The organism is Intestinibacillus sp. Marseille-P6563 (assembly GCF_900604335.1).
Taxonomy (GTDB): Bacteria; Bacillota; Clostridia; order Oscillospirales; family Butyricicoccaceae; genus Butyricicoccus_B.
Map to the genome: position 1 here is coordinate 1063569 of NZ_UWOD01000002.1, position 19085 is coordinate 1082653.

Below are 19085 nucleotides of genomic sequence, written 5' to 3' on the forward strand. Positions count from 1 at the left end.
GTGGGGCAGAATATGATAGAATGGTATGAATAAAAATCAATAGGAGGAACCGTTTTTGTGACTAAGATCGGACTTATCTCGCTCGGCTGCGCCAAGAACCTGGTCGATTCCGAGCATATGCTGGCCCGCCTGCGCGATGCGGGTTATGCTATCACCGACGACATCACCGAAGCTGAGGTCGGCATCGTCAACACCTGCGGCTTTATCGAAGCGGCCAAAACCGAGGCCATTGAAACCATTCTGGACGTGGCACGTTATAAGGAGCAGGGTAAACTGCGGGGCCTGATCGTGACTGGCTGCCTGGCGCAGCGCTACCGCGCCGAGATCGAAAGCGACCTGCCCGAGGTGGACGCCATCTGCGGCACGGGTAGCTATGAAAACATCGTGGACGCGGTGCGCGACGTGCTGGACGGCAAAAAAGCAGTCTACATGCGCGACATGGCTGCCGCAGCGCTCGAAGGCGAACGCGACCGCCTGACCCCCTCTTACACCGCCTTCCTGAAAATCGCCGAGGGCTGCTCCAACCGGTGCGGCTACTGCATCATCCCCAAGCTGCGCGGACCGTATCGCAGCCGCCAGATGGAAGATGTCCTCACTGAAGCGCGTGAACTGGCTGCGTCCGGCGTCAAGGAGATCATCGTCATCGCGCAGGACATCACCAAATACGGTCTGGACCTGCCCGAACACAAGCGCCTACTGCCCGAACTGCTCCGGCAGCTGTGCCAGATGGACTTTACCTGGGTACGCCTGCACTACCTCTACCCCGACCAGATCACCGACGAACTGGTGGATGTGATCGCGCAGGAACCCAAGATCGTCAAATATCTGGACATCCCCCTTCAGCATGTGTCGAAGCGTATCCTGCGGGCCATGCACCGACCGGGCGACCGCGACGAACTGACCGCCCTCATCCACATGCTGCGCGAGCGCATCCCGGGCTTGGTGCTGCGCACCAGCCTGATTGTCGGCCTGCCGGGCGAAACCGAAGAAGAATTTGCCGAACTGTGTGCCTTTTTGCAGGAAACCCGTATCGAGCGCGCGGGCGTGTTTGAATTCTCCCCCGAAGAAGGCACCGAAGCCGCCGAACTGCCGGGCCAGATCGACGACGATACCAAAATGCGCCGCCGTCTGATCATCGAAGAGCTGCAATCGGGCGTTATCGACGACTATAACCTGTCCCGTATGCACGAAACGCTTGACGTTTTGTGCGAAGGGTGGGATAATGATTCGGGACTGTATTTCGGGCGCACCTATGCCGATTCGGTCGAAGTCGACGGCAAGGTCTATTTTGCATCCGAAACCCCGGTCAAACCCGGCGACTTTGTGCCGGTCCGTATGGAAAATAGTTTGGGCGCTGATTTGGAAGGCGTCCGTGTAGGAGGTTCTGCTTCGTGACCACAGCTAATAAAATCACGCTTGTGCGCATCTGCATGATCCCGTTCTTTATCTGGTTTGCTCTGCAAAACGACTCGACCAGCCTGATTGTGGCGCTCGTTTTGTTCTGCCTGGCATCGTTCACCGACTTTTTAGACGGCTATGTTGCGCGCAAATACAATCAGGTGACCGACTTCGGCAAGTTCGTCGACCCGCTCGCGGACAAGCTGCTCGTCACCGCGGCCCTGCTCATCTTTATCGAAAAGGGTATCTTCCCGGCGTGGATGGTCTTCATCATCCTGGCGCGTGAATTCATCATCACCTCGCTGCGCAACGTCGCGGCCGCCAAAGGCCGCGTGCTCGCCGCCACCTGGACGGGCAAGGTCAAGACCTGCATCCAGATCGCAGGCATTATCATCGACTTCCTGTTCCTGATCGTCACCGGCACTTCGGATGCGGTCGTCGCTTCCAGCGTTGGCGTCATCGGCGGCGCAGACGGTCCGACCGCTGTGATGACCAGCGGCCTGCCGCTTACGACCATTGTGGCCTGGGTGGTCACGCTCGTCACGCTGTATGCGGGCATCGATTACCTGTACAAAAACTGGGACCTCATCAAAGACGGCGCGGTCAAGCCCAAGAACTAACACAAAAAGCCCTCGGAATCTAAGATTCCGAGGGCTTTTTAAGTTTCGGTCAAGCCTTTTCAAAGGCTTGCGGGGTGTGGGGCAGAGCCCCGCTTAAAACGGCCCGCGCTTGCTCCCCACAAAGAACACGGTCATCACGCCCGGCCCGGTGTGCGACCCGATGACCGTATCCAGCATGCGGATCTCGGTCTGAAGTCCAGCGGCTTGCAGCTTGTCCGCAACATAACGCGCGTCCTCCTCGCAGTCGCCATGGCTGATGCGCATAGGCGTATCCCGCTCGACGACTTGTGCCAGTGCGGTTTCCACCAGCTTATCGAGCGCTTTTTTGCGGCCGCGAATCTTGCCGCACACTTGCAGCTTACCCGCATCATCGACATAGATCATCGGCTTAATGCCGATCAGGCTGCCCACAATCGCCGCCGATTTGCTCACCCGGCCGCCGCGCCACAGGTGTTTGAGGTCGTTGACCGTCACCAGATGGATGACTTTCAGCCGCAATTCTTCAATGGCATCGCCCGCTTCATCGGCGGTATAGCCTGCGTCGCGGAGCTGACGCGCCCGCTCAACGAGCAGGCCCTCGCCGCCAGCCGCAGCCAGCGAATCGACGCACCGAATGACCCGGTCGGGAAATTCCTCGCGCACTTCGGCGGCTGCGATGCAGCCCGCCTGAAACGAGCCGGACAAACCAGACGAAAAACCGACATACAGCACGTCCATCCCCTCGCGGCAGGCGGCGCGGAAATGTTCCTGATATTCCTCCATCGTGGCCTGGGAGGTCTGGCTGAGTTTGCCGGCACGCAGGTTGTCATAAAACTCAGGAAACGGGATGGTTTTCCCAAAATCCTCGCGCACCGTGCGCCCGTCCATAGTGAACGACAGGGGCGCACAGCGAATCTCATTCTTTTCGTAGTATTCTCCGGTTTCGTCGGTAGTCGAGTTGGCAACCAACACAAATTTGCGCATAACGCCCTCCTTTATTCGATTTCGGTCAAGGGCAGGATATGTCCGCTGAGCGATTCACCGCCGTTCGCGGTGACCAGATAGGTGTTTTCACTGCCCACCATACCAATGCCATCGAGTGCGATCTTGGGCTCAATGGCAAAGATCATGCCTTCTTCGATCGGCTCGCGGAAGGATTTGGCCAGCACCGGAGCCTCGTCCATCGCCAGACCAATCGAATGGCCCAGGAATTTCGCGCCCGACATGAAGCCCTTGTGATATTCCTCCGGAAGCATTTCCAGAGCCTTTTCATAGATTTCCTCCGGAATGGCGCCCGGCTTGAGCTGCGATGCCGCCCAGGCTTCGATGCGCGCGCATACGTCATAGGCATGCCGGATGCGGTCAGCCTGCGGATGCTCGTCCAGCTTGCCATAGAAGTAAACGACCGTCTTGTCCGAATGGTATCCCAAAATACCGCTGCCCTGATCGAGCATCACCAGATCGCCCTTTTTCAGATACCGCGTGGGCGAACCCATGGCCTGTACCGAAACGCAGGTGCCGATGCAGCCATCCGGACCATCGAATGCCAGCGGGGCCAGCGTGCTTTCGCTAAATCCAGCCATCCCGGCAGCGTCCTCACCCATCGACTGGTTATACCGGCAAATGCCCATCGAACCCTGACGCAGCAGCTCTAAGAAGGTTTCCCCGCACAGTTCGGATTCGCTCATCCCCTCGCGCAGGATGGTGGGCATAAATCTCTCGGTCACGTCAGCCAGAATTTCCCCGGCCTTGCGCAGGCATTCGATCTCATAGGCGCTCTTGCGTGCACGCAGGGAGTCGATGACCGGATGAATGGACTTCCAAGAATCAAACGGCAGGCGCGACTGCACCATGTTCAGCCAGTCGAGCGTGGCGTTTTTGGCTTCCAAATACACGCACGACGGCATATGCTGAAAATGTTCGGCCAGGGTGCGGTAGGAACGCATGGGCCGGATGTCGGCAAAATAGGATTCCTGCTGGGCGCGTTCCAGGCTGCGGCGCACCCACAAAATGGCCTCGTCGGGGGTGATGGTCAGCGCGGCCTGCTGGACCGTGCCGGTCAGGTAATACAAATTGATTTTATCGCAGATGAGGACAAACGACCATTCCGGGTCGGTTTCTTGGAGCTTTGCACGCAAAGCAGCGAGCCGATTGTCGAGCTCTTCCTTGGGCACACGGGCATGGAAATCAAACATCGTGGTATACTCCTTTATATAAGGGGGATGGCTCACCCCTATGATAATACCCCTATTGTACCACATCACCCTCGAAAGATGAAGGATTTTTCCATCTACCCCCGCGTCAAACAATACACATACGCGCCATATACCGCCAGAAGCAAAGCGCCCTGCGCTCGCCGCAGACGTCCGGCGAACATGGGCGGCAGCATAGCCAGCGCCATCAGCGTCACGGTAAACGGCAAATCGCGCAAAAAGGTGTCGGTGCTCACGGGCAGCACCCCGCCGCCTGCCGCCGCGCTGGCAGGCAGCACGAGCGTCAGATCGATGATATTGGCGCCCACGATATTCCCGGCCGACAGCGTACTCTCCCGCCGCCGGATGGCGGCCAGGGCGGTCATGAGTTCGGGCAGCGAAGTGCCCAGCGCCACCAGCGTCAGACCGATCACACTTTCCGGTACCCCCAGCATACGCGCCAGAATGACGCCATGGTCGACCATCAGTTTGGCGCCGAGCACCACCGCCGCGCCGCCCAGCACGAACTGCATGATCGTGCGCCCGCGCTCGCCAGGGGCGAAGCGGCGCACCGAAGCATCCGGCCGTCCACTGGCCGCGCCTTGCAGGTTCATAGCCAAAAAGGCGAACAAAACAGCCAGCAAGCCGAGCGCTTCGCCCGGATTGAGCATCCCATCGGCGGCCATGCAGCCCAGCAGGATGGTCGCGCCGAGCATCAGTCCGCCTTTGGTCCGCGCTTCGCGCGCCTGGAAAGCGGCCGGTGCGAGCAGGGCCGAAAGGCCTAGGATCAGACCGGTGTTGCAGGCCGCTGACCCTACGGCATTACCGACCGCCAGATCGGTCGAGCCACGCAGCGTGGCTAGCACGGACACGGTCAGCTCGGGCGCTGTGGTGCACAGGCTGACCAGAGTGGCCCCCACCACAAAGCGCGGGATACCGCTGGCCTCGGCCAGCCGGGCGGCAGCATCCACGAACTGGTCGCCCCCGCGCATGGTCAGATACAGGCCGATGGTAAAAAACGCAGCGGCCAACAAAACGGTCGTCATGGCACGATCCCCCCATTTCTTTTCCCTACACCCTATGCGCCAAACAGAAAAACTATACGGGAACTTCACAGTGCAAAGATTGACAGAAGAGGGCGAACGCGGTATGATGAAATCGGAATGCCGCAAACAAATTCACGGGAGGCAACTATGAAAAGGCAACTGGGAAAACTTTTAGGCGACCGCCGCATTATGGGGGGCATTCTGCTCATTTTGCAGGCTTTTCTGGTCGTTTGGGGAATGAGCAAGGTGATCGAACACGTTCCTTGGGTCGATCGCTTTTGCACCATGCTTTCGGTTGTCATCATCATTTGGCTTGTGCGCAAGTACGACAATCCGTCTTATAAGATCCCTTGGATCATCCTGATCCTGCTTTTCCCTTTGTTTGGCGGACTGTTTTATCTTCTCTGGGGCAACACCCCCTTCAACCGTGCCCGGGTGGAACACAAATTCCCCAATACCCGGCCGGATTTTTCGGTCGGCGTTTCCCATCCGGCCGGCGGGCGGTTAATCGCGGCCATGCCGCGCCATACCCGCCGCACCAACTATATCGAATCGCTCACCGGTATGCCTGCCTGGGGCGAAACGACGACTCGCTATTTCCCGGTGGGAGAAAAACAATTTGAAGCCATGTGCTTAGAACTGAAGAAAGCCAAGCGCTTTATCTTCATGGAATATTTCATCATCGAGCCCGGCGAAATGTGGAACGCCATTCTGGATATTCTGGTGCAGAAAGTTGAGCAGGGCGTCGAAGTGCGCATCATGTATGACGATGCGGGGTGTCTGTCCAAACTTCCGGCCGGCTATGATCGTTATCTGCGCTCGCTGGGCATGCGGGTGGTACGCTTTAACCGCTTCATCCCCACCCTCAACACCTATCTCAACTACCGCGACCACCGAAAGATCATGGTCATCGACGGCAACGTCGGTTACATGGGCGGCACCAACATTGCCGACGAATACATCAACCGCAGTTCGCCCTTTGGTCACTGGAAGGATACCAGCCTGGAACTGCGCGGCGCCGGGGTCGCCAATATGACCGAGCTGTTTTTGGAGGTGTGGGAATACGCCACCGGCGTTGTGACGGCCGACCATCTGCAATACCGTCCCACCCTGTCCCGTCCCGGCGACGGCTATGTGCAATCCTTTGGCGATACGCCGCTGGACGACTTCAACGTCGGCGAAACTGTCTACATGCAGATCATCAACAATGCGCGCAATTATGTCTATATCACCACCCCATATCTCATCCTGGACAACGAAATGATTCAGGCGCTGACCACGGCCGCACAAAGCGGCGTGGATGTGCGCATCATCACGCCGGGCATCCCGGACAAAAAGCTGGTATATCTGGCAACCCGCTCGTTTTATCAGCAGCTCTCGCGCTCCGGGGTGCGCATCTATGAATACACCCCCGGTTTCCTGCACGCCAAAATGATCGTATCCGATGACGACGTGGGCGTGGTGGGCACGATCAATATGGACTTCCGCTCATTCTTCATGCACTTTGAATGCGGCACGGTGCTGTATGGCGGCCAGGTCATCCACGACATCAAAAACGATATGCTCGATATCATGGCCCAGTCGCGTTCGGTCGACCGGGAATGGTTCCGGCATGTGCCGTGGCTCTCGTCCATCCTGGCATCGATCATGCGTTTGTTCGCACCGCTCTTATAGTAACATTCACCAAAAATGGGTATACAAAAAACTCCGGTTTGCCGGAGTTTTTTGTCTTGTGTTCCCGATTTGGGGCTGCTATACTAGACATCAGACACCCATTTGTCGAAAGGACGGAGCATCATGGAAACGCAAAAGCAGCAGACCAAACAATGGCTCGGCTTTTTGATGGCTTTTACTGGCGGCTGCCTCTGGGGATTTTCGGGCGCATGCAGCCAATTCTTATTTACCTATAAAAACCTGACGAGCGATTGGCTGGTGCCTTGGCGACTCATGATCGCCGGCACCTTGATGGTGGTGATCCTGATCCTGCGCAAAGGGCGGGAGGCTTTCGCCATTTGGCGCAATCCGCGCCATGTGCGGCTGCTCATTTTGTTCGGCCTGCTGGGCATCAGCGGCTGCCAATACAGCTACCTGACTTCCATTCAATATTCCAATGCTGGTACGGCAACCGTTCTGCAATATCTGGGGCCTGCCCTGATTATGCTGTATATGTGCATCCGTACCCGCCGTGCCCCCCGGCCGGTGGAGATCATTGTGCTTCTTTTGGACCTGACCGGTATTTTCCTAATTGCCACGCATGGCAGCTTTCATTCGCTGGCGCTCTCCAGCCAGGCCCTGTTCTGGGGACTGCTCGGCGCGGTCTTTGTCGCCATCTATACCGTGTCGCCGGTCACCCTGCTGGCCAATTATGACTCGTTTGCCGTGGTCGGCTGGGGTATGTTCGTCGGCGGCATTGCGGTCATGCTTTGGCAGCAACCTTGGCGAACCCCAGTCGTACTGGATGGGGAAGCCATCTTCTTTATCGGCTGCGTCATTGTTTTTGGTTCGGTGCTCGCCTTTACCTTGTACGTCGAAGGCGTACGCCACATCGGACCATCCATCGTTGGCCTGATCTCCTCCATTGAGCCGGTCAGCGCCGCGCTGTTTACGGTGTTCTGGCTCGGTGTCACCCTGACCGTAGCCGATCTGCTTGGCTTCGCCTGTATCTTGCTTACCATCGTCCTTTTGGCTTTGCGTAAATAGCAAAATAGCCGCCCAGTTACCTGGGCGGCTATTTTGTTACTTCTCCATCCGGTCGTTATGAGCGGCCTTGTTCTTTTCGCGTACACCATGATAGTTTGCAGCAACCATCATGTTGCAGTTGGCATCTACCAACATGCGGAACAGGTTCTTCATACTCCTTCACCTTCTTTTATCGCAGTGGATTTGTTATTTTATATCAATTATGTTCCACTGGGCCTCGGCCTTGAAGCGTGTTGGTGCGCGTGCCTCTGCTGTTCTGGCAGGCGAAGGCATAGTTCGCATCCACGAGCTGACGGAAAAACGACATCTTCTTTTTCATGGTAGACCCTCCATTCATATAACATTCAAACTGGTTATGTGCCTTATCGGCCTCTTTGTTTTACATGTATTATTATAGGCGGATATCCCCAAAAAGCAAGCAGTATTTTCATCCAATATACCTATAATCATGGTTTATTTTTTGTGCATTTCGCTATATTCTGTGTTTTTGTTGGCTTTTTTCAGCAGAGAACAATCATGCTTTCGCATCTTTTTGAATAACATGTTAACTATTTAACAAATTTCTTTGAATTTTTGCTTGTGCTTTCGTTCTGCGGCTCGCTGTCCATCGGGATGATTTTTTTCGTACTGATTTTAAATCTGTCAAAATCGTTTCTTATTAGACGGCTCGGCAATCTTTTTCTGCAAATTGTGATTTTCTCACGGAACGGCCGGAGAAAATGGGTATAATAAAAGCATACCAATCAAGTACACAGACAATCACCCGATTCAAAGGAGCGATACAAATGGCAATACAGAAAATCACGCAGGAAAATTTCGCAGGCGCTGTTGCAGCGGCCGATCATCCGATTCTGGTTGAGTTTTGGGCACCCTGGTGCGTATACTGCCGCCGTCTGTCTGCGGTTGTGGACAAGCTGGCGGGCGAAGGCAAAGTTGCCGTCGGCCAGGTCAATATTGATGAGCAGCCTTCTTTGGCGGCTCAGTTTTCCATCGACACCATTCCCACCTTCCTGCTCTTCCGCGATGGCAAACCCGGTCCGGCACTGATTGCCCCGGATTCCAAAGCGGCGATCGAAGCTTGGCTCAGCGAGCAGGGCGTATAAACAAAGGAGAAATCAGCCATGCCGAAAATTTATGATATGCTCGTTTTAGGCGGCGGGCCGGGCGGTTATACCGCGGCCCTCTATGCCGCCCGCGCCGGACAGTCGGTGCTGGTAATTGAGAAACTCTCGGCCGGCGGACAGATGGCGACCACCGAGCAAGTTGACAACTATCCCGGCTTTGCCGAAGGCATCGACGGGTTTGAACTGGGCGAACGCATGCAGCAGACCGCCGAACGCTTTGGCGCTGAAACTGTACTTGCTTCGGCCAGCGCGGTCAAACTGGACGGCCCCATCAAGGAAATCGTCACCGATGAGGGGACCTTCCAGGGTAAAACGGTGGTCCTGGCGACCGGCGCTTCCCCCCGTCTGCTCGGCCTCCCCGGAGAACAGGCGCTGCGCAGCCACGGCATGGCCTATTGTGCTGCTTGCGATGGGATGTTCTTCCGCGGTAAAACGGTCGCCGTCATTGGCGGCGGCAATTCCGCAGTCGGAGAAGCGCTCACGCTGTCCAAGCTGGCACAGAAAGTATACCTCATCCATCGGCGGGACAGCCTCCGGGCCGATCAGGTCTATACCAAACCGCTCGAAGCTGCCGATAACATCGAAATCATCTGGAACAAACGCCCCATCGAACTGCTGCACGATACGCACATCACCGGCCTGCGGCTGGAAGATACGCAAACCGGGGCGCAAACCGAGCTGGCTTGTGACGGCGTATTTGCCGCCATCGGGCGGGTTCCGGAAACGGCGCTGTTCCAGGGCGTGTTGGAGCTGGATGCACAGGGCTACATCCAGGCCGATGAGACCACCCGCACCAGTCTGCCGGGCGTATTCGCAGTTGGCGATGTACGCACCAAGCCGCTGCGGCAGATCATCACCGCGGCTGCCGATGGCGCGGTAGCTGCCCACTTTGCTGACCACTATCTAGCGACTCAAGCTCCATAACAAACAACCGCCTGCTTCGTTTGGAAGCAGGCGGTTGTTGTTATTTCTCGCCGTCCGGCACGATGGCGACTTTCATCACACGGTCGCGCTTTTGCTCAAAGAGGGCATAGGCTTCTTCAATACGGCACAGCGGAAAGGTATGGGTAATCAGCAGCGTGGTATCCAGCTGTCCGGCAGCGATATGGCGCAAAATTTCTTCGCAGTCACAGCCATCCACGCCACCGGTGCGGAACGTCAGATTCTTGCCATACATGGATGGCAGCGGCAAGATCTGCGGCTGGTCATACAGTGCCACAATGGTCACGCTCGCATTGGGCCGCGCACATTGCCACTCGAGCGCAAAGGATTCCTCGGTTCCTGCCACTTCCAGTACCACATCTGCGCCGCCGTGCCGGCTATGACTGCGCACAAAATCACCTGCCCCCTCGGGCGGGATCACGGTAGCAAACGGATACTGCCCGGACACAAATTGCCGCCGGACAGGGTCGGCTTCGCATACGATAATCTGTTCCGGATGATAGAGCTGTGCACACAGCAGGGTGCAAATCCCGGTCGGGCCAGCGCCCAGGACCAGAACGGTATCTTCCGGGCCGATCTGTGAAATCCGGGCCGCCCAGAAACCGGTCGCCAAAATATCCCCGACAAACAGCGCTTGCTCATCGGATACCGCATCGGGAATGCGGTTTAAGCCCTGGTCGGCATACGGCACCCGCACATATTCTGCCTGCCCACCATCGATGCGGCATCCCAGCGCCCAGCCGCCATTTTCATCTTCGCAGTTGTTGACAAACCCATGCTGGCAGAAAAAACAGCTGCCGCAAAAGGTTTCCACGTTGACGGTCACCCGATCGCCCGGCTGCACATTCTGCACTTTGGAGCCCACTTGCTCGACAATACCCACCATCTCATGGCCCACCGTGATCCCTTGCACCGCACGCGGTACCGAACCATGCTTGATGTGCAAATCGCTCGTACAGATACTGGCCAGGGTAACGCGCACAATCGCATCCCGCTCGTCTTGCAGGACCGGTTTGGGCTTTTCCAGCAAGCGAAATTCTCCGGGATTCACATACGTATAAGCGAGCATAGAACCATCCCTTCCTTCTTTTATGCCTTTTGGTCTTGCAGCGCCTGATAAAATTCCGGGAAACTGCGCTGCAATCGGATGATCTTGCCATCCTGCCCTAAAAAACAGTGGGAAGATGTTCCGGTAAAGACCAGTTGTCCGGTCGCCTGGTTGTGCATCTCATAGGAAACCACCAATTTGACCCCGCTGCATTCTTTGACCCACACCTTAATCACAACCGCATCGTCAAAAGTCGTGGTGTTCTTAAAATCGCCTTGGACGCTGACAACCGGAGAGCTGATGCCCTGCTGCTCCAGCCGCGCATAGTTCCAGCCGATGGCGTCCAAAAACGTCACCCGTGCTTCCTCCATCCAGCGGATATAATTCGAGTGGTGGGTCACACCCATGCGGTCGGTTTCATAATACTGCACCTTGTGGACATGTTCGATCATTGCATTCGCCTCGTTTTTGTTTTTATCATAACAGATTTTTCCCGAAACCGCAAAGTATAACCGATCAGCTGCTTTGTTTTTTCACTTGCAGCGGAAGCACCCGTTTTTGATACAGCCGCTGCATCAGGACACAGGCCAGCGCCGCCGACAAGCCTTCGGCCAGCGGAAAAGTCAGCCAGACCAGCCAAGCCTGTTCGATCGATTGGCCGCCGATCTGTGCAAAGAACCAGGCGACCGGCAGCACAAAAATCAATTGCCGGCAGAAAGAGATGACCAGCGATTGAATCCCGCCGCCCAATGCCTGAAAAATACCTTGGAAAGCAATATTAGCGCCTGCAAACAGAAAGCTGGTGGATACCACATGCATCGCACTGACACATAGGTCTTGTGTCTGCCCGGAAAGGCCAAACAGGGCTGCAAAGGGTGCTGCAAAACATTCCAAAATGACTAGGCCAATCAGCATGATTGCCAGAGTGTACAGCATCCCATATCGAATGCCATCCTGGATACGCGCGGGATGGCCCATACCGTAACTGAAGGCGATGGTCGGGGTGATGGCATCGCGCAGGCCAAAGGCAGCAAATAAGATGAACTGCTGGATTTTATAATATAAGCCATATGCCGTGACCATCGATTCGCTGATGCTGACCAAAATAATATTGAGTCCATAAGTCATGACAGACATCAACGCCTGGGCCACGATGGCAGGCAGGCCGATCGCATAAATTTCTCCAATAATCTTGAACTGCGGTTTGAGATAGACTAACTTATTTTGAACCTCCCGATTATATCGCACATGGAACATCAACGCCAGCACAAAGGATACACATTGCCCAAGAACTGTGGCATATGCCGCACCGCGCACTCCAAATGCCGGGCAGCCCAAATATCCATAAATCATGATAGGGTCCAATACAATATTGACCAAGGCGCCTGCGACTTGTGCAATGGTGGAATACATCGACCGGCCAGTTGCCTGCAATAGTTTCTCAAAAACGGAGAAAAAGACGATTCCAAACGAAATCACGCAGCAAATCTGCAAATAATCTGTTGCCATACCGGCAATTTGGCGGTTGACTGTCTGCGAAGCAATATAACTATGTACCCCAAACAGGCCAAAAATCAAGAAGATGGCATAGATCACACATCCCAGAAACAAAGCATTTCCCGCTGTATGATTGACTTTTTCCCGGTCTCCCTGGCCCAAGCTGGTGGAAAGCAAGGCGCCGGCACCAACGCCGGTGCCGATGCTCACCGCAACCATAAGCATTTGCAAGGGGAATGCCAAGGTCAACGCGTTCAGCGCTGCTTCGCCTGCCTCTGGCATGTTCGAAACAAAAGCACTGTCCACAATATTATAAAAGGCCTGCAAAACCATGGAAACGATCATCGGCGCCCCCATGGTGAGCAGCAGTCTCCCAACCGGCTGGCTGCCTAATTTATGTGTGTTTTGTCCTGATTCCATAAAAATCCTCCTAAAACAAGCCGAAAAAAAAGCGTAAATCCATGGTCTGGATTTACGCTTTTCGCTACTCGACTTTTCTTTTATTTTCCGCTGCCACAGCAGGTATCTTTATTATATCGATTTTCCGGCAGTCAGCGCAAAGGCAATTTTGCACAAAATCGTCGCAATCGTTACCTGTTCGTTTGCACGATACCGGCAGGTCTTAACCCTGCATTTCCCGCTCAATCCATGTCAGCAACAAATCGACAATCTGCTGCTGCATCTTGGCATTCAGCGGCACATCGACTGGCACACGGTACCATTTTTGCAGGCATTTACGGCAGCAGCAGGCACAGGCATGCTGCGCGACAAAGACCGGATGTCCATGCATCGGGGTCTGACGGCCATCGTTTTGCAGACCCACCGGAGCCAGACGTTGCCGAATAAAATCTTTTGCATGCCGGCGGATGGTCTCCATCCCTTTTTGCCGAACATACTCTTTTTCGGTCTCCGACAAATGAAAGCGGGAACGGAATGCCGAAGTCTGCAATTTATCCAGCGCCTGTGAAATGGTTTGCATCGATTGTTCCCCCTTTCTATATCCATCATAGCACATCCGGTGTTCCAGTGCTACCCGGAATACTTATTCCGAAGTAGTCGTATCGCCCAAGCGAAGAACGGTCATGGTCAAATCGCTAAACAGGAAATTGCTTTGTGTCGGTACGACTTGGATCGTTGTCGGGGTCGTTGTCACCGTAAATGGTACACTCAGCGAGATGCTGTTCGATTCGCCACTGTTGGAAAAGACTTCATTGATCGCACCGCCTGGAATGTTGTTTCCATTCTGCTGCAACGAAATACCGATCGATACCGGAAGCGAAGTGCCGGACGGCACTCCAACAACACCCGAGAAGAAGAGCTGATAAATCCCTGGCTGCTGAATCGTCACCTGACCACTCCCCGCTTGATGCGTGATCGATGTGCCAGATGTTACATTATTGTTTTGGAACAGCAGTGCTTGATTTTGTGTGCTCGGCTGTGGAGGCACATCGTTTGTCGACAAAAGATCCGGTGTGGTCGTAGTGCCTGGTTGCCCCTGCGGAATGACAAAGTCCAAAATGGCATTTTGATTGGTACCACTATTGGTTACTGAAGCCTCCGAGCCCGGATCACCTGTCTTGACGGTACCAACTGCAACCGTACTTGCTGTTCCATCCTGCCCTGTTGCCCCTCGTGGGCCGGTGGGACCGGTTGGGCCAGTCGGACCCGTTGCACCGGTGGGGCCGGTGGGGCCGGTTGCCCCTGCGACACCTGTTGGGCCGGTGGGGCCCGTTGCACCTGCGGCACCTGTCGGGCCGGTCGGACCCGTTGCACCTGTGGCACCTGTTGGGCCGGTGGGGCCGGTTGCACCTGTAACACCCGTCGGGCCGGTGGGTCCCGTAGAGCCGTGTATTTATGCACAACATTAGATTTTCCTTTGTGTTGAGTAGGCAAGCCGTTAGATTGCCTTGTTCTCAATCACTCGGATAACGTTGTGGTTATTCTCAATGTAATCAATAATTCGCTGGTACTCGTCGGCAAAATTGAAGTCAACCGTTATTTCCCCGTTCTCATGCACCCAAACCGCTTTTACGAGTTCAACCATAATCCCGCGGTTAAGGCTCTGAATGTTTTTGTATTTCAGAAAGGCGGTTAGATACGGGTCGTCGGTTCCGATACCATCAGCCATTACCTGCATTTCCTCTTTCAGATAGGAGATGTTCGCTTCAAGCTGTTGTATCTGTTCTGCAATCTTGCCTTTCAAGCGGCGATATTCCTCTTTGGTAATCTCACCGCTTTTCCAATCAAGGTACAAGCTGTCGGAAGCGTCATTGTACTGTTTTAGCTGCTTTTCTGCCTGTTTCAAGGAATGGGATAATCTCTTGCTTTCCCGGTTGATAACAGGCGCGTTGTTAATCCGTTCAATTTCTTCTGCAAGCCGATCTACAAGGGCAATTTGCATTTGCAACGCTGCCAATACCGCGTTTTCCAACTTGTCTTGCCGGATAGAATGTTTGCTGCAAATCTTCTTATCGGTGTAGCTACGGCAAGAGTAGTAGGCAATATCACGGGCGGTTTTGCGCCGCATGGCCTTTTTGCAATCCGCGCAACGGACAAAGCCGGACATGAGATAGACTTCCTGTTTGCCGGGGGCTGTCCTTGTGTCGCGCTTATGTAGGGCTTGCGCTTTCTCGAATGTTTCCCTGTCAATAATCGCTTCGTGTGTGTTGGGGACGACAAACCATTCTTCTTCGGGGACGTTGATCTGCTTGTGTACTTTGTAGCTTATTACGCGGTTACGGCCTTGCACCATTACGCCCGTATAAACTTCATTTTGCAATATCCTTGCAATCGTGCTGGCAGACCACAAACCATCGTTTTTGTCGGAATTAGGGTTGTTATACTTAAAGCCTTTTTTCTTCTTATAGGCTTCGGGGTTCGGCTCTCCCATTTGGTTAAGCCGCTTTGCAATCCCCATTTTACTGTACCCCTCATTGACAAACCAATGGTAAATGCTTTTGACAACTTCCGCTGCTTCTTCATCTACAATCAAGCTGTTTTTGTCGTTTGGGTCTTTCTTGTAGCCATAAGGGGCAAACGCGCCTATGAACTCGCCGCGCTCCCGTTTCATCTTGAATGTTTTGCGGATTTCTTCGGAAGTGGTCGCGGCAAACTGCTCATTGAACATTCCCCTAATAGGTACTTCAAGACCGCTTGCAGAATGGGGGTTAGCGTAAGTGTCAATAAATGGCGTGCCTGTGCAAATAAACCTTGCGCCGTGAATGGGTATGAACTCCTCCAAAAACTTTTGTTGATCGGCAAGGTTGCGGAAACCGCGTGCAAGGGATTTGATAATCATGCAGTTTACTTCTTTGCGGACAATGCAGCCCTCAAGCCGTTTGAAGTTTGGTCGCGCTGTGTCGGTGCCTGTCAATCCGTCGTCGGCAAACACGTCTACAATCACATAGGTTCCCGGCTCAAAATAGCTGTCTACAAAGTCGCGGAGTATCTTTTCTTGGTTGATAACACTCTCGCTTTCGTCCTCGTTGTCGTCCTCTCTGGATAGTCGAATGTATAGCCCAATTTTCCAAAACGGCTCTGCATAACTGCGTGCCATTTTGTCTTTGCGTATGCGGGGCATTATACCTCCTTTCCCCCTATAATTACGAGTTAATTATACCATTTTCGCCCCGTAATCACAAGGTCTTTACCCGTAGAGTTAGGGAAAGTCGGCGGTTATTTCAGACTTAAAAAGTAATCACACAATGATTGCTTTAGCGTTCTATCCTCTGCGACAAACCGTATTCTTACGGGTGTATCACCACAAAGAAAACAGTATGGATTTACAATCTGCTCAAAGTAGCTTTGCATTTTCTTTGCTGCTGGCAAAGAACTGTCAATATGGATATTACGAATATCAACCAAAGTGCTGCGGTCAACCTGTGTAATATCAACATTTCTCATTTGTTGAAGTTGTAACTTGGTAATCATCTTCTTTCCCTCCCGGTTAGCGGCATAGTACAGAATATGCGCTCCGGCTTGTACGATATGAGAAATAAGGCTGAAACGGGCGGTTGTTAGCTGCAACCTCACGGGAGTTTCACCCCGGCCCATGCTTATGGGTGCGCCGCGCAATACTTTGAGGGTGTTCAACGCGGGAGTATCATTGTGCCGCCTTGTATGTCGTCGCCCACAAGCTGCTAAACCTGTTTTACGGCGCGGTAGTTGTCGCTCGACTTTTCCCCGTAGGGGAAAAGCTGTCATGGCGTACCCGCCGACTGGCTCGATACAGACGGAATGTACCCGTTGCCTGTTATGCTGCGCACCAAAGGTCGCTTTCTTTGTCAAGTTACAATAGGCTTTGTCGGCCTGCAAAAGCACATCAACAGCGGATATGCTTTTGCGGAACGACAAATAGCCCATAACGGGAATCGTGGAAAGGGGACACGCTCCCCGCATGGGCTAAAAGATTATCCTACATGAAAAGCAAGGGTGCGGGTAATAAGGCGCACTTGCAGCCTGTTACGCATTTCCTCGTCCACATAGGAATAGGTATTGCCCGCGTCGTCTTTCAGCGTGCGGGTACAAAGTTTCGCTATGTAACCCTCGTAATGCTTCAAGATCGCGCACATGGCGGTTGTGTCGCCGTTTGCCGCTGCGGAAATGACAGGGAACGGCAACAGATTTTCAGATTTCCTAACGGTATTCATCATCTGCTTTTCCCTCCAAATACTGTTTGATTTTCGCAAGCGCGGATTTCCTGTGCCGGAAAACCGTCGTGCGTACAACATTCAGCAGTTCGCCAATTTCCGCGTCGCTCATATCCAAGAAGTAGGACAAAAGGATAATGTCGCGTTTCCTTTCGGGCAAAGCGTTAAGGGCTTCGGCAAGCAGTTCATTTTTGACGAGTACATCAAAGCCGGACACTTGAAAACGGAAATAATCGCTTTCGTATTCGTCCGTTGTGAAAAGCTGCGCGAGTTCGCTTTCGCTCAAATCCGAAAAAGTAACTTCGCGTGCTGCGCGTTTCGCAAGAGTGCGGCGGTGGCTTTTCGCTTCGCCGACCAAAGTTTTCTTTGCTAATGCGTCGTACTGATGTTGTATTCTTTCCTTGTCGGAAGAAGATAGCTCCATAGAGTTCACCTCCTTCCCGCGTGGAGTAGAGGACGGGAGTTAAGGGCTTGTCCTCTCTGCCCCTTTCGCTCCGTACCCGTTCGGGAGATGGCTCTTGAGTGCGCTTTTCAGAAAAAAGTTGAAAAAAGCAAAATGCGCCCGTCCGCAAGACGCGGACGGGCGCAAAGGAAATGTAAGCAGTAGCTAAATGTATTGACAGTTCACATTCATAGCCGGAATATCCCGCTTGCGGAGCATAGCTTTTTTTGACCGCAAAGCATTAGGCGGGTTACAGTAAATAAAAATGGACACGGCGATACCTCCCCGATACCGCCGTATCCTTAAAAAAGGGCGACTTTAATACACTACCCGCAATCCATTCTATAATAGGGAACAGCGGCTTTTGCGCAATATTAAATAAAAAAGCCGATAACACATAGGTTTTTTGACCTAATGCGTTATCGGCTCTGCGTCTATGCGTCTGGCACTTTTAATCATTTTTTTTTGAATTTATTATATGTGTTAGCTAACTGTCCACAAGCCGCGTTAATCTCTCTGCCATGAGAAACTCTCATAGTAACTTCAAGTCCTGCTTGCTCTAATTGATGTTTGAATGCAACTATTTCCCGTTTCTGTGGTGCTTTAATTCTTGAATTGCTTGTTGGGTTGTATTGTAACACGTTAATCATAACTTTTTTGCCCCGAAACCATTTTGCAAGTTGTCTTACATCTGAGGGCCGGTCATTTATACCCGGTAAAAGCAAATACGCAAAGACAATTTTGCGATTATGCCTTTCAGAATAGGATAAGGCTTGCTTAACAACATCTTCAATAGCATATATGCGCATGTGAGGAATAATACGATTTCTTGCAGATTGTGTTGCTGCGTGTAAAGATATTGTCAACTGAATTTTAAGATGTTCCTCGCGCAATTTTTTTAATTGATCGACCGGACCAACTGTTGATATGGTAATGCCGTCGGTTGGAAAGTTGAGCCCATATCTATCTCGGAGAATATGGATTGCTTTTATCAAGTTGTCATAATTGAATAAAGGCTCTCCCATACCCATAAAAACGATACGGTTTACTTTTCGACGCAACAATATAATCTGTTGTACGATTTCTGACGATGTTAGATTACGAACAAAGCCATTTCGCCCGGACTCACAAAAAATACAACCAACAGGACAACCGACTTGTGTGCTCACGCAAACAGTTCCACCATCTCGCCGCTTGATAAAAACCGTTTCAATGTATTTGTTGTCTTTCAGTTCGTAAACATACTTTTCAGTATCACTGCTTTTGCAAATATTTTTTACCAACATTGATAGATTTTTTTTGCGTGGTAATTGCTTATATAATTCTTCATATAAGGCTTTTGCTTCATTCTCGCCAATAACTTCCGACATTTCTTTGTAAGTAAATCCGTATGGATCATTCCGTACTTCCGCAGGCGTATATTTAGGTAAACGTTTCATTTTTATATC

20 protein-coding genes are annotated in these 19085 nt (G+C 53.0%); 6 read left to right on the plus strand and 14 right to left on the minus strand.

Features of this window, described 5'->3' with window-relative positions; genetic code table 11:
• Window positions 1-57 precede the first annotated feature (57 nt).
• Complete coding sequence (gene rimO, locus EFB11_RS13435; RefSeq protein ID WP_122790688.1) at window positions 58-1395, plus strand: 30S ribosomal protein S12 methylthiotransferase RimO; 1338 nt, start codon at window positions 58-60, stop codon at window positions 1393-1395.
• Window positions 1392-2018 carry a CDP-diacylglycerol--glycerol-3-phosphate 3-phosphatidyltransferase gene (pgsA, locus tag EFB11_RS13440; RefSeq protein WP_122790689.1) on the plus strand — a complete coding sequence of 209 codons (627 nt, stop codon included), beginning with the start codon at window positions 1392-1394 and terminating at the stop codon, window positions 2016-2018. Before rimO ends, pgsA begins: the two co-directional genes overlap by 4 nt.
• Window positions 2019-2111: 93 nt before the next feature.
• Here the strand turns inward: pgsA and EFB11_RS13445 are convergent, their stop codons facing one another.
• The 3 genes from EFB11_RS13445 to EFB11_RS13455 form a co-directional block, all read right to left on the minus strand.
• Window positions 2112-2981, minus strand: a complete 870-nt coding sequence (locus EFB11_RS13445) for a DegV family protein (RefSeq protein WP_122790690.1) — start codon at window positions 2979-2981, stop codon at window positions 2112-2114.
• An 11-nt stretch (window positions 2982-2992) separates the two neighbouring features.
• Window positions 2993-4192 (minus strand): M24 family metallopeptidase, encoded by a 1200-nt coding sequence (locus EFB11_RS13450; RefSeq protein ID WP_122790691.1) that lies wholly within the window; start codon window positions 4190-4192, stop codon window positions 2993-2995.
• Window positions 4193-4287: 95 nt separating this feature from the next.
• On the minus strand, window positions 4288-5235 hold the full coding sequence (locus EFB11_RS13455) for a calcium/sodium antiporter (protein ID WP_122790692.1): 948 nt from the start codon (window positions 5233-5235) through the stop codon (window positions 4288-4290).
• A gap of 147 nt (window positions 5236-5382) precedes the next feature.
• Between EFB11_RS13455 and cls the strand changes: the two genes are divergently transcribed.
• A complete protein-coding gene (gene cls, locus EFB11_RS13460; protein ID WP_164706777.1) occupies window positions 5383-6909 on the plus strand; it encodes a cardiolipin synthase in 1527 nt (508 codons plus the stop codon).
• A gap of 123 nt (window positions 6910-7032) precedes the next feature.
• Window positions 7033-7935: a DMT family transporter gene (locus EFB11_RS13465; RefSeq protein ID WP_243115235.1), complete on the plus strand. Its 903-nt coding sequence runs from the start codon at window positions 7033-7035 to the stop codon at window positions 7933-7935.
• Between the two features lie 196 nt (window positions 7936-8131).
• Here EFB11_RS13465 and EFB11_RS17405 read toward each other — a convergent pair whose 3' ends face one another.
• Window positions 8132-8254 (minus strand): hypothetical protein, encoded by a 123-nt coding sequence (locus tag EFB11_RS17405; protein WP_279220547.1) that lies wholly within the window; start codon window positions 8252-8254, stop codon window positions 8132-8134.
• Between the two features lie 466 nt (window positions 8255-8720).
• On the opposite strand from EFB11_RS17405, the gene EFB11_RS13470 reads away from it, so the two are divergent.
• Window positions 8721-9038, plus strand: coding sequence for a thioredoxin family protein (locus tag EFB11_RS13470; protein WP_122790694.1), 318 nt, complete (start codon window positions 8721-8723; stop codon window positions 9036-9038).
• Window positions 9039-9056: 18 nt separating this feature from the next.
• The gene (trxB, locus tag EFB11_RS13475; RefSeq protein WP_122790695.1) at window positions 9057-9983 is read left to right on the plus strand and encodes a thioredoxin-disulfide reductase; all 927 of its coding nucleotides are present in this window, start codon (window positions 9057-9059) and stop codon (window positions 9981-9983) included.
• Window positions 9984-10023: 40 nt separating this feature from the next.
• On the opposite strand, the gene EFB11_RS13480 is transcribed toward trxB, so the two are convergent.
• From EFB11_RS13480 to rlmN, 10 genes are all read right to left on the minus strand, one after another.
• Complete coding sequence (locus tag EFB11_RS13480) at window positions 10024-11070, minus strand: alcohol dehydrogenase (RefSeq protein WP_122790696.1); 1047 nt, start codon at window positions 11068-11070, stop codon at window positions 10024-10026.
• A 20-nt stretch (window positions 11071-11090) separates the two neighbouring features.
• Entirely contained in the window at window positions 11091-11501 is a 411-nt protein-coding gene (locus tag EFB11_RS13485) for an acyl-CoA thioesterase (RefSeq protein ID WP_122790697.1), read from the minus strand.
• A 64-nt stretch (window positions 11502-11565) separates the two neighbouring features.
• On the minus strand, window positions 11566-12966 hold the full coding sequence (locus EFB11_RS13490; RefSeq protein ID WP_122790698.1) for an MATE family efflux transporter: 1401 nt from the start codon (window positions 12964-12966) through the stop codon (window positions 11566-11568).
• 202 nt (window positions 12967-13168) lie between these two features.
• The gene (locus EFB11_RS13495; protein ID WP_122790699.1) at window positions 13169-13525 is read right to left on the minus strand and encodes a DUF4186 domain-containing protein; all 357 of its coding nucleotides are present in this window, start codon (window positions 13523-13525) and stop codon (window positions 13169-13171) included.
• A gap of 63 nt (window positions 13526-13588) precedes the next feature.
• The gene (locus tag EFB11_RS17240) at window positions 13589-13894 is read right to left on the minus strand and encodes a hypothetical protein (protein ID WP_243115236.1); all 306 of its coding nucleotides are present in this window, start codon (window positions 13892-13894) and stop codon (window positions 13589-13591) included.
• Window positions 13895-14443: 549 nt separating this feature from the next.
• A complete protein-coding gene (locus EFB11_RS13505) occupies window positions 14444-16126 on the minus strand; it encodes a recombinase family protein (RefSeq protein ID WP_007860184.1) in 1683 nt (560 codons plus the stop codon).
• A 95-nt stretch (window positions 16127-16221) separates the two neighbouring features.
• Window positions 16222-16908 carry a DUF6870 family protein gene (locus tag EFB11_RS17245; protein WP_205123935.1) on the minus strand — a complete coding sequence of 229 codons (687 nt, stop codon included), beginning with the start codon at window positions 16906-16908 and terminating at the stop codon, window positions 16222-16224.
• Between the two features lie 47 nt (window positions 16909-16955).
• Window positions 16956-17198, minus strand: a complete 243-nt coding sequence (locus EFB11_RS13520; protein ID WP_002604473.1) for a helix-turn-helix domain-containing protein — start codon at window positions 17196-17198, stop codon at window positions 16956-16958.
• Window positions 17182-17619: a sigma-70 family RNA polymerase sigma factor gene (locus tag EFB11_RS13525; RefSeq protein WP_002604474.1), complete on the minus strand. Its 438-nt coding sequence runs from the start codon at window positions 17617-17619 to the stop codon at window positions 17182-17184. Before EFB11_RS13525 ends, EFB11_RS13520 begins: the two co-directional genes overlap by 17 nt.
• Before the next feature lie 473 nt (window positions 17620-18092).
• Complete coding sequence (gene rlmN / locus EFB11_RS13530; protein ID WP_002584956.1) at window positions 18093-19076, minus strand: 23S rRNA (adenine(2503)-C(2))-methyltransferase RlmN; 984 nt, start codon at window positions 19074-19076, stop codon at window positions 18093-18095.
• Window positions 19077-19085: the final 9 nt, after the last annotated feature.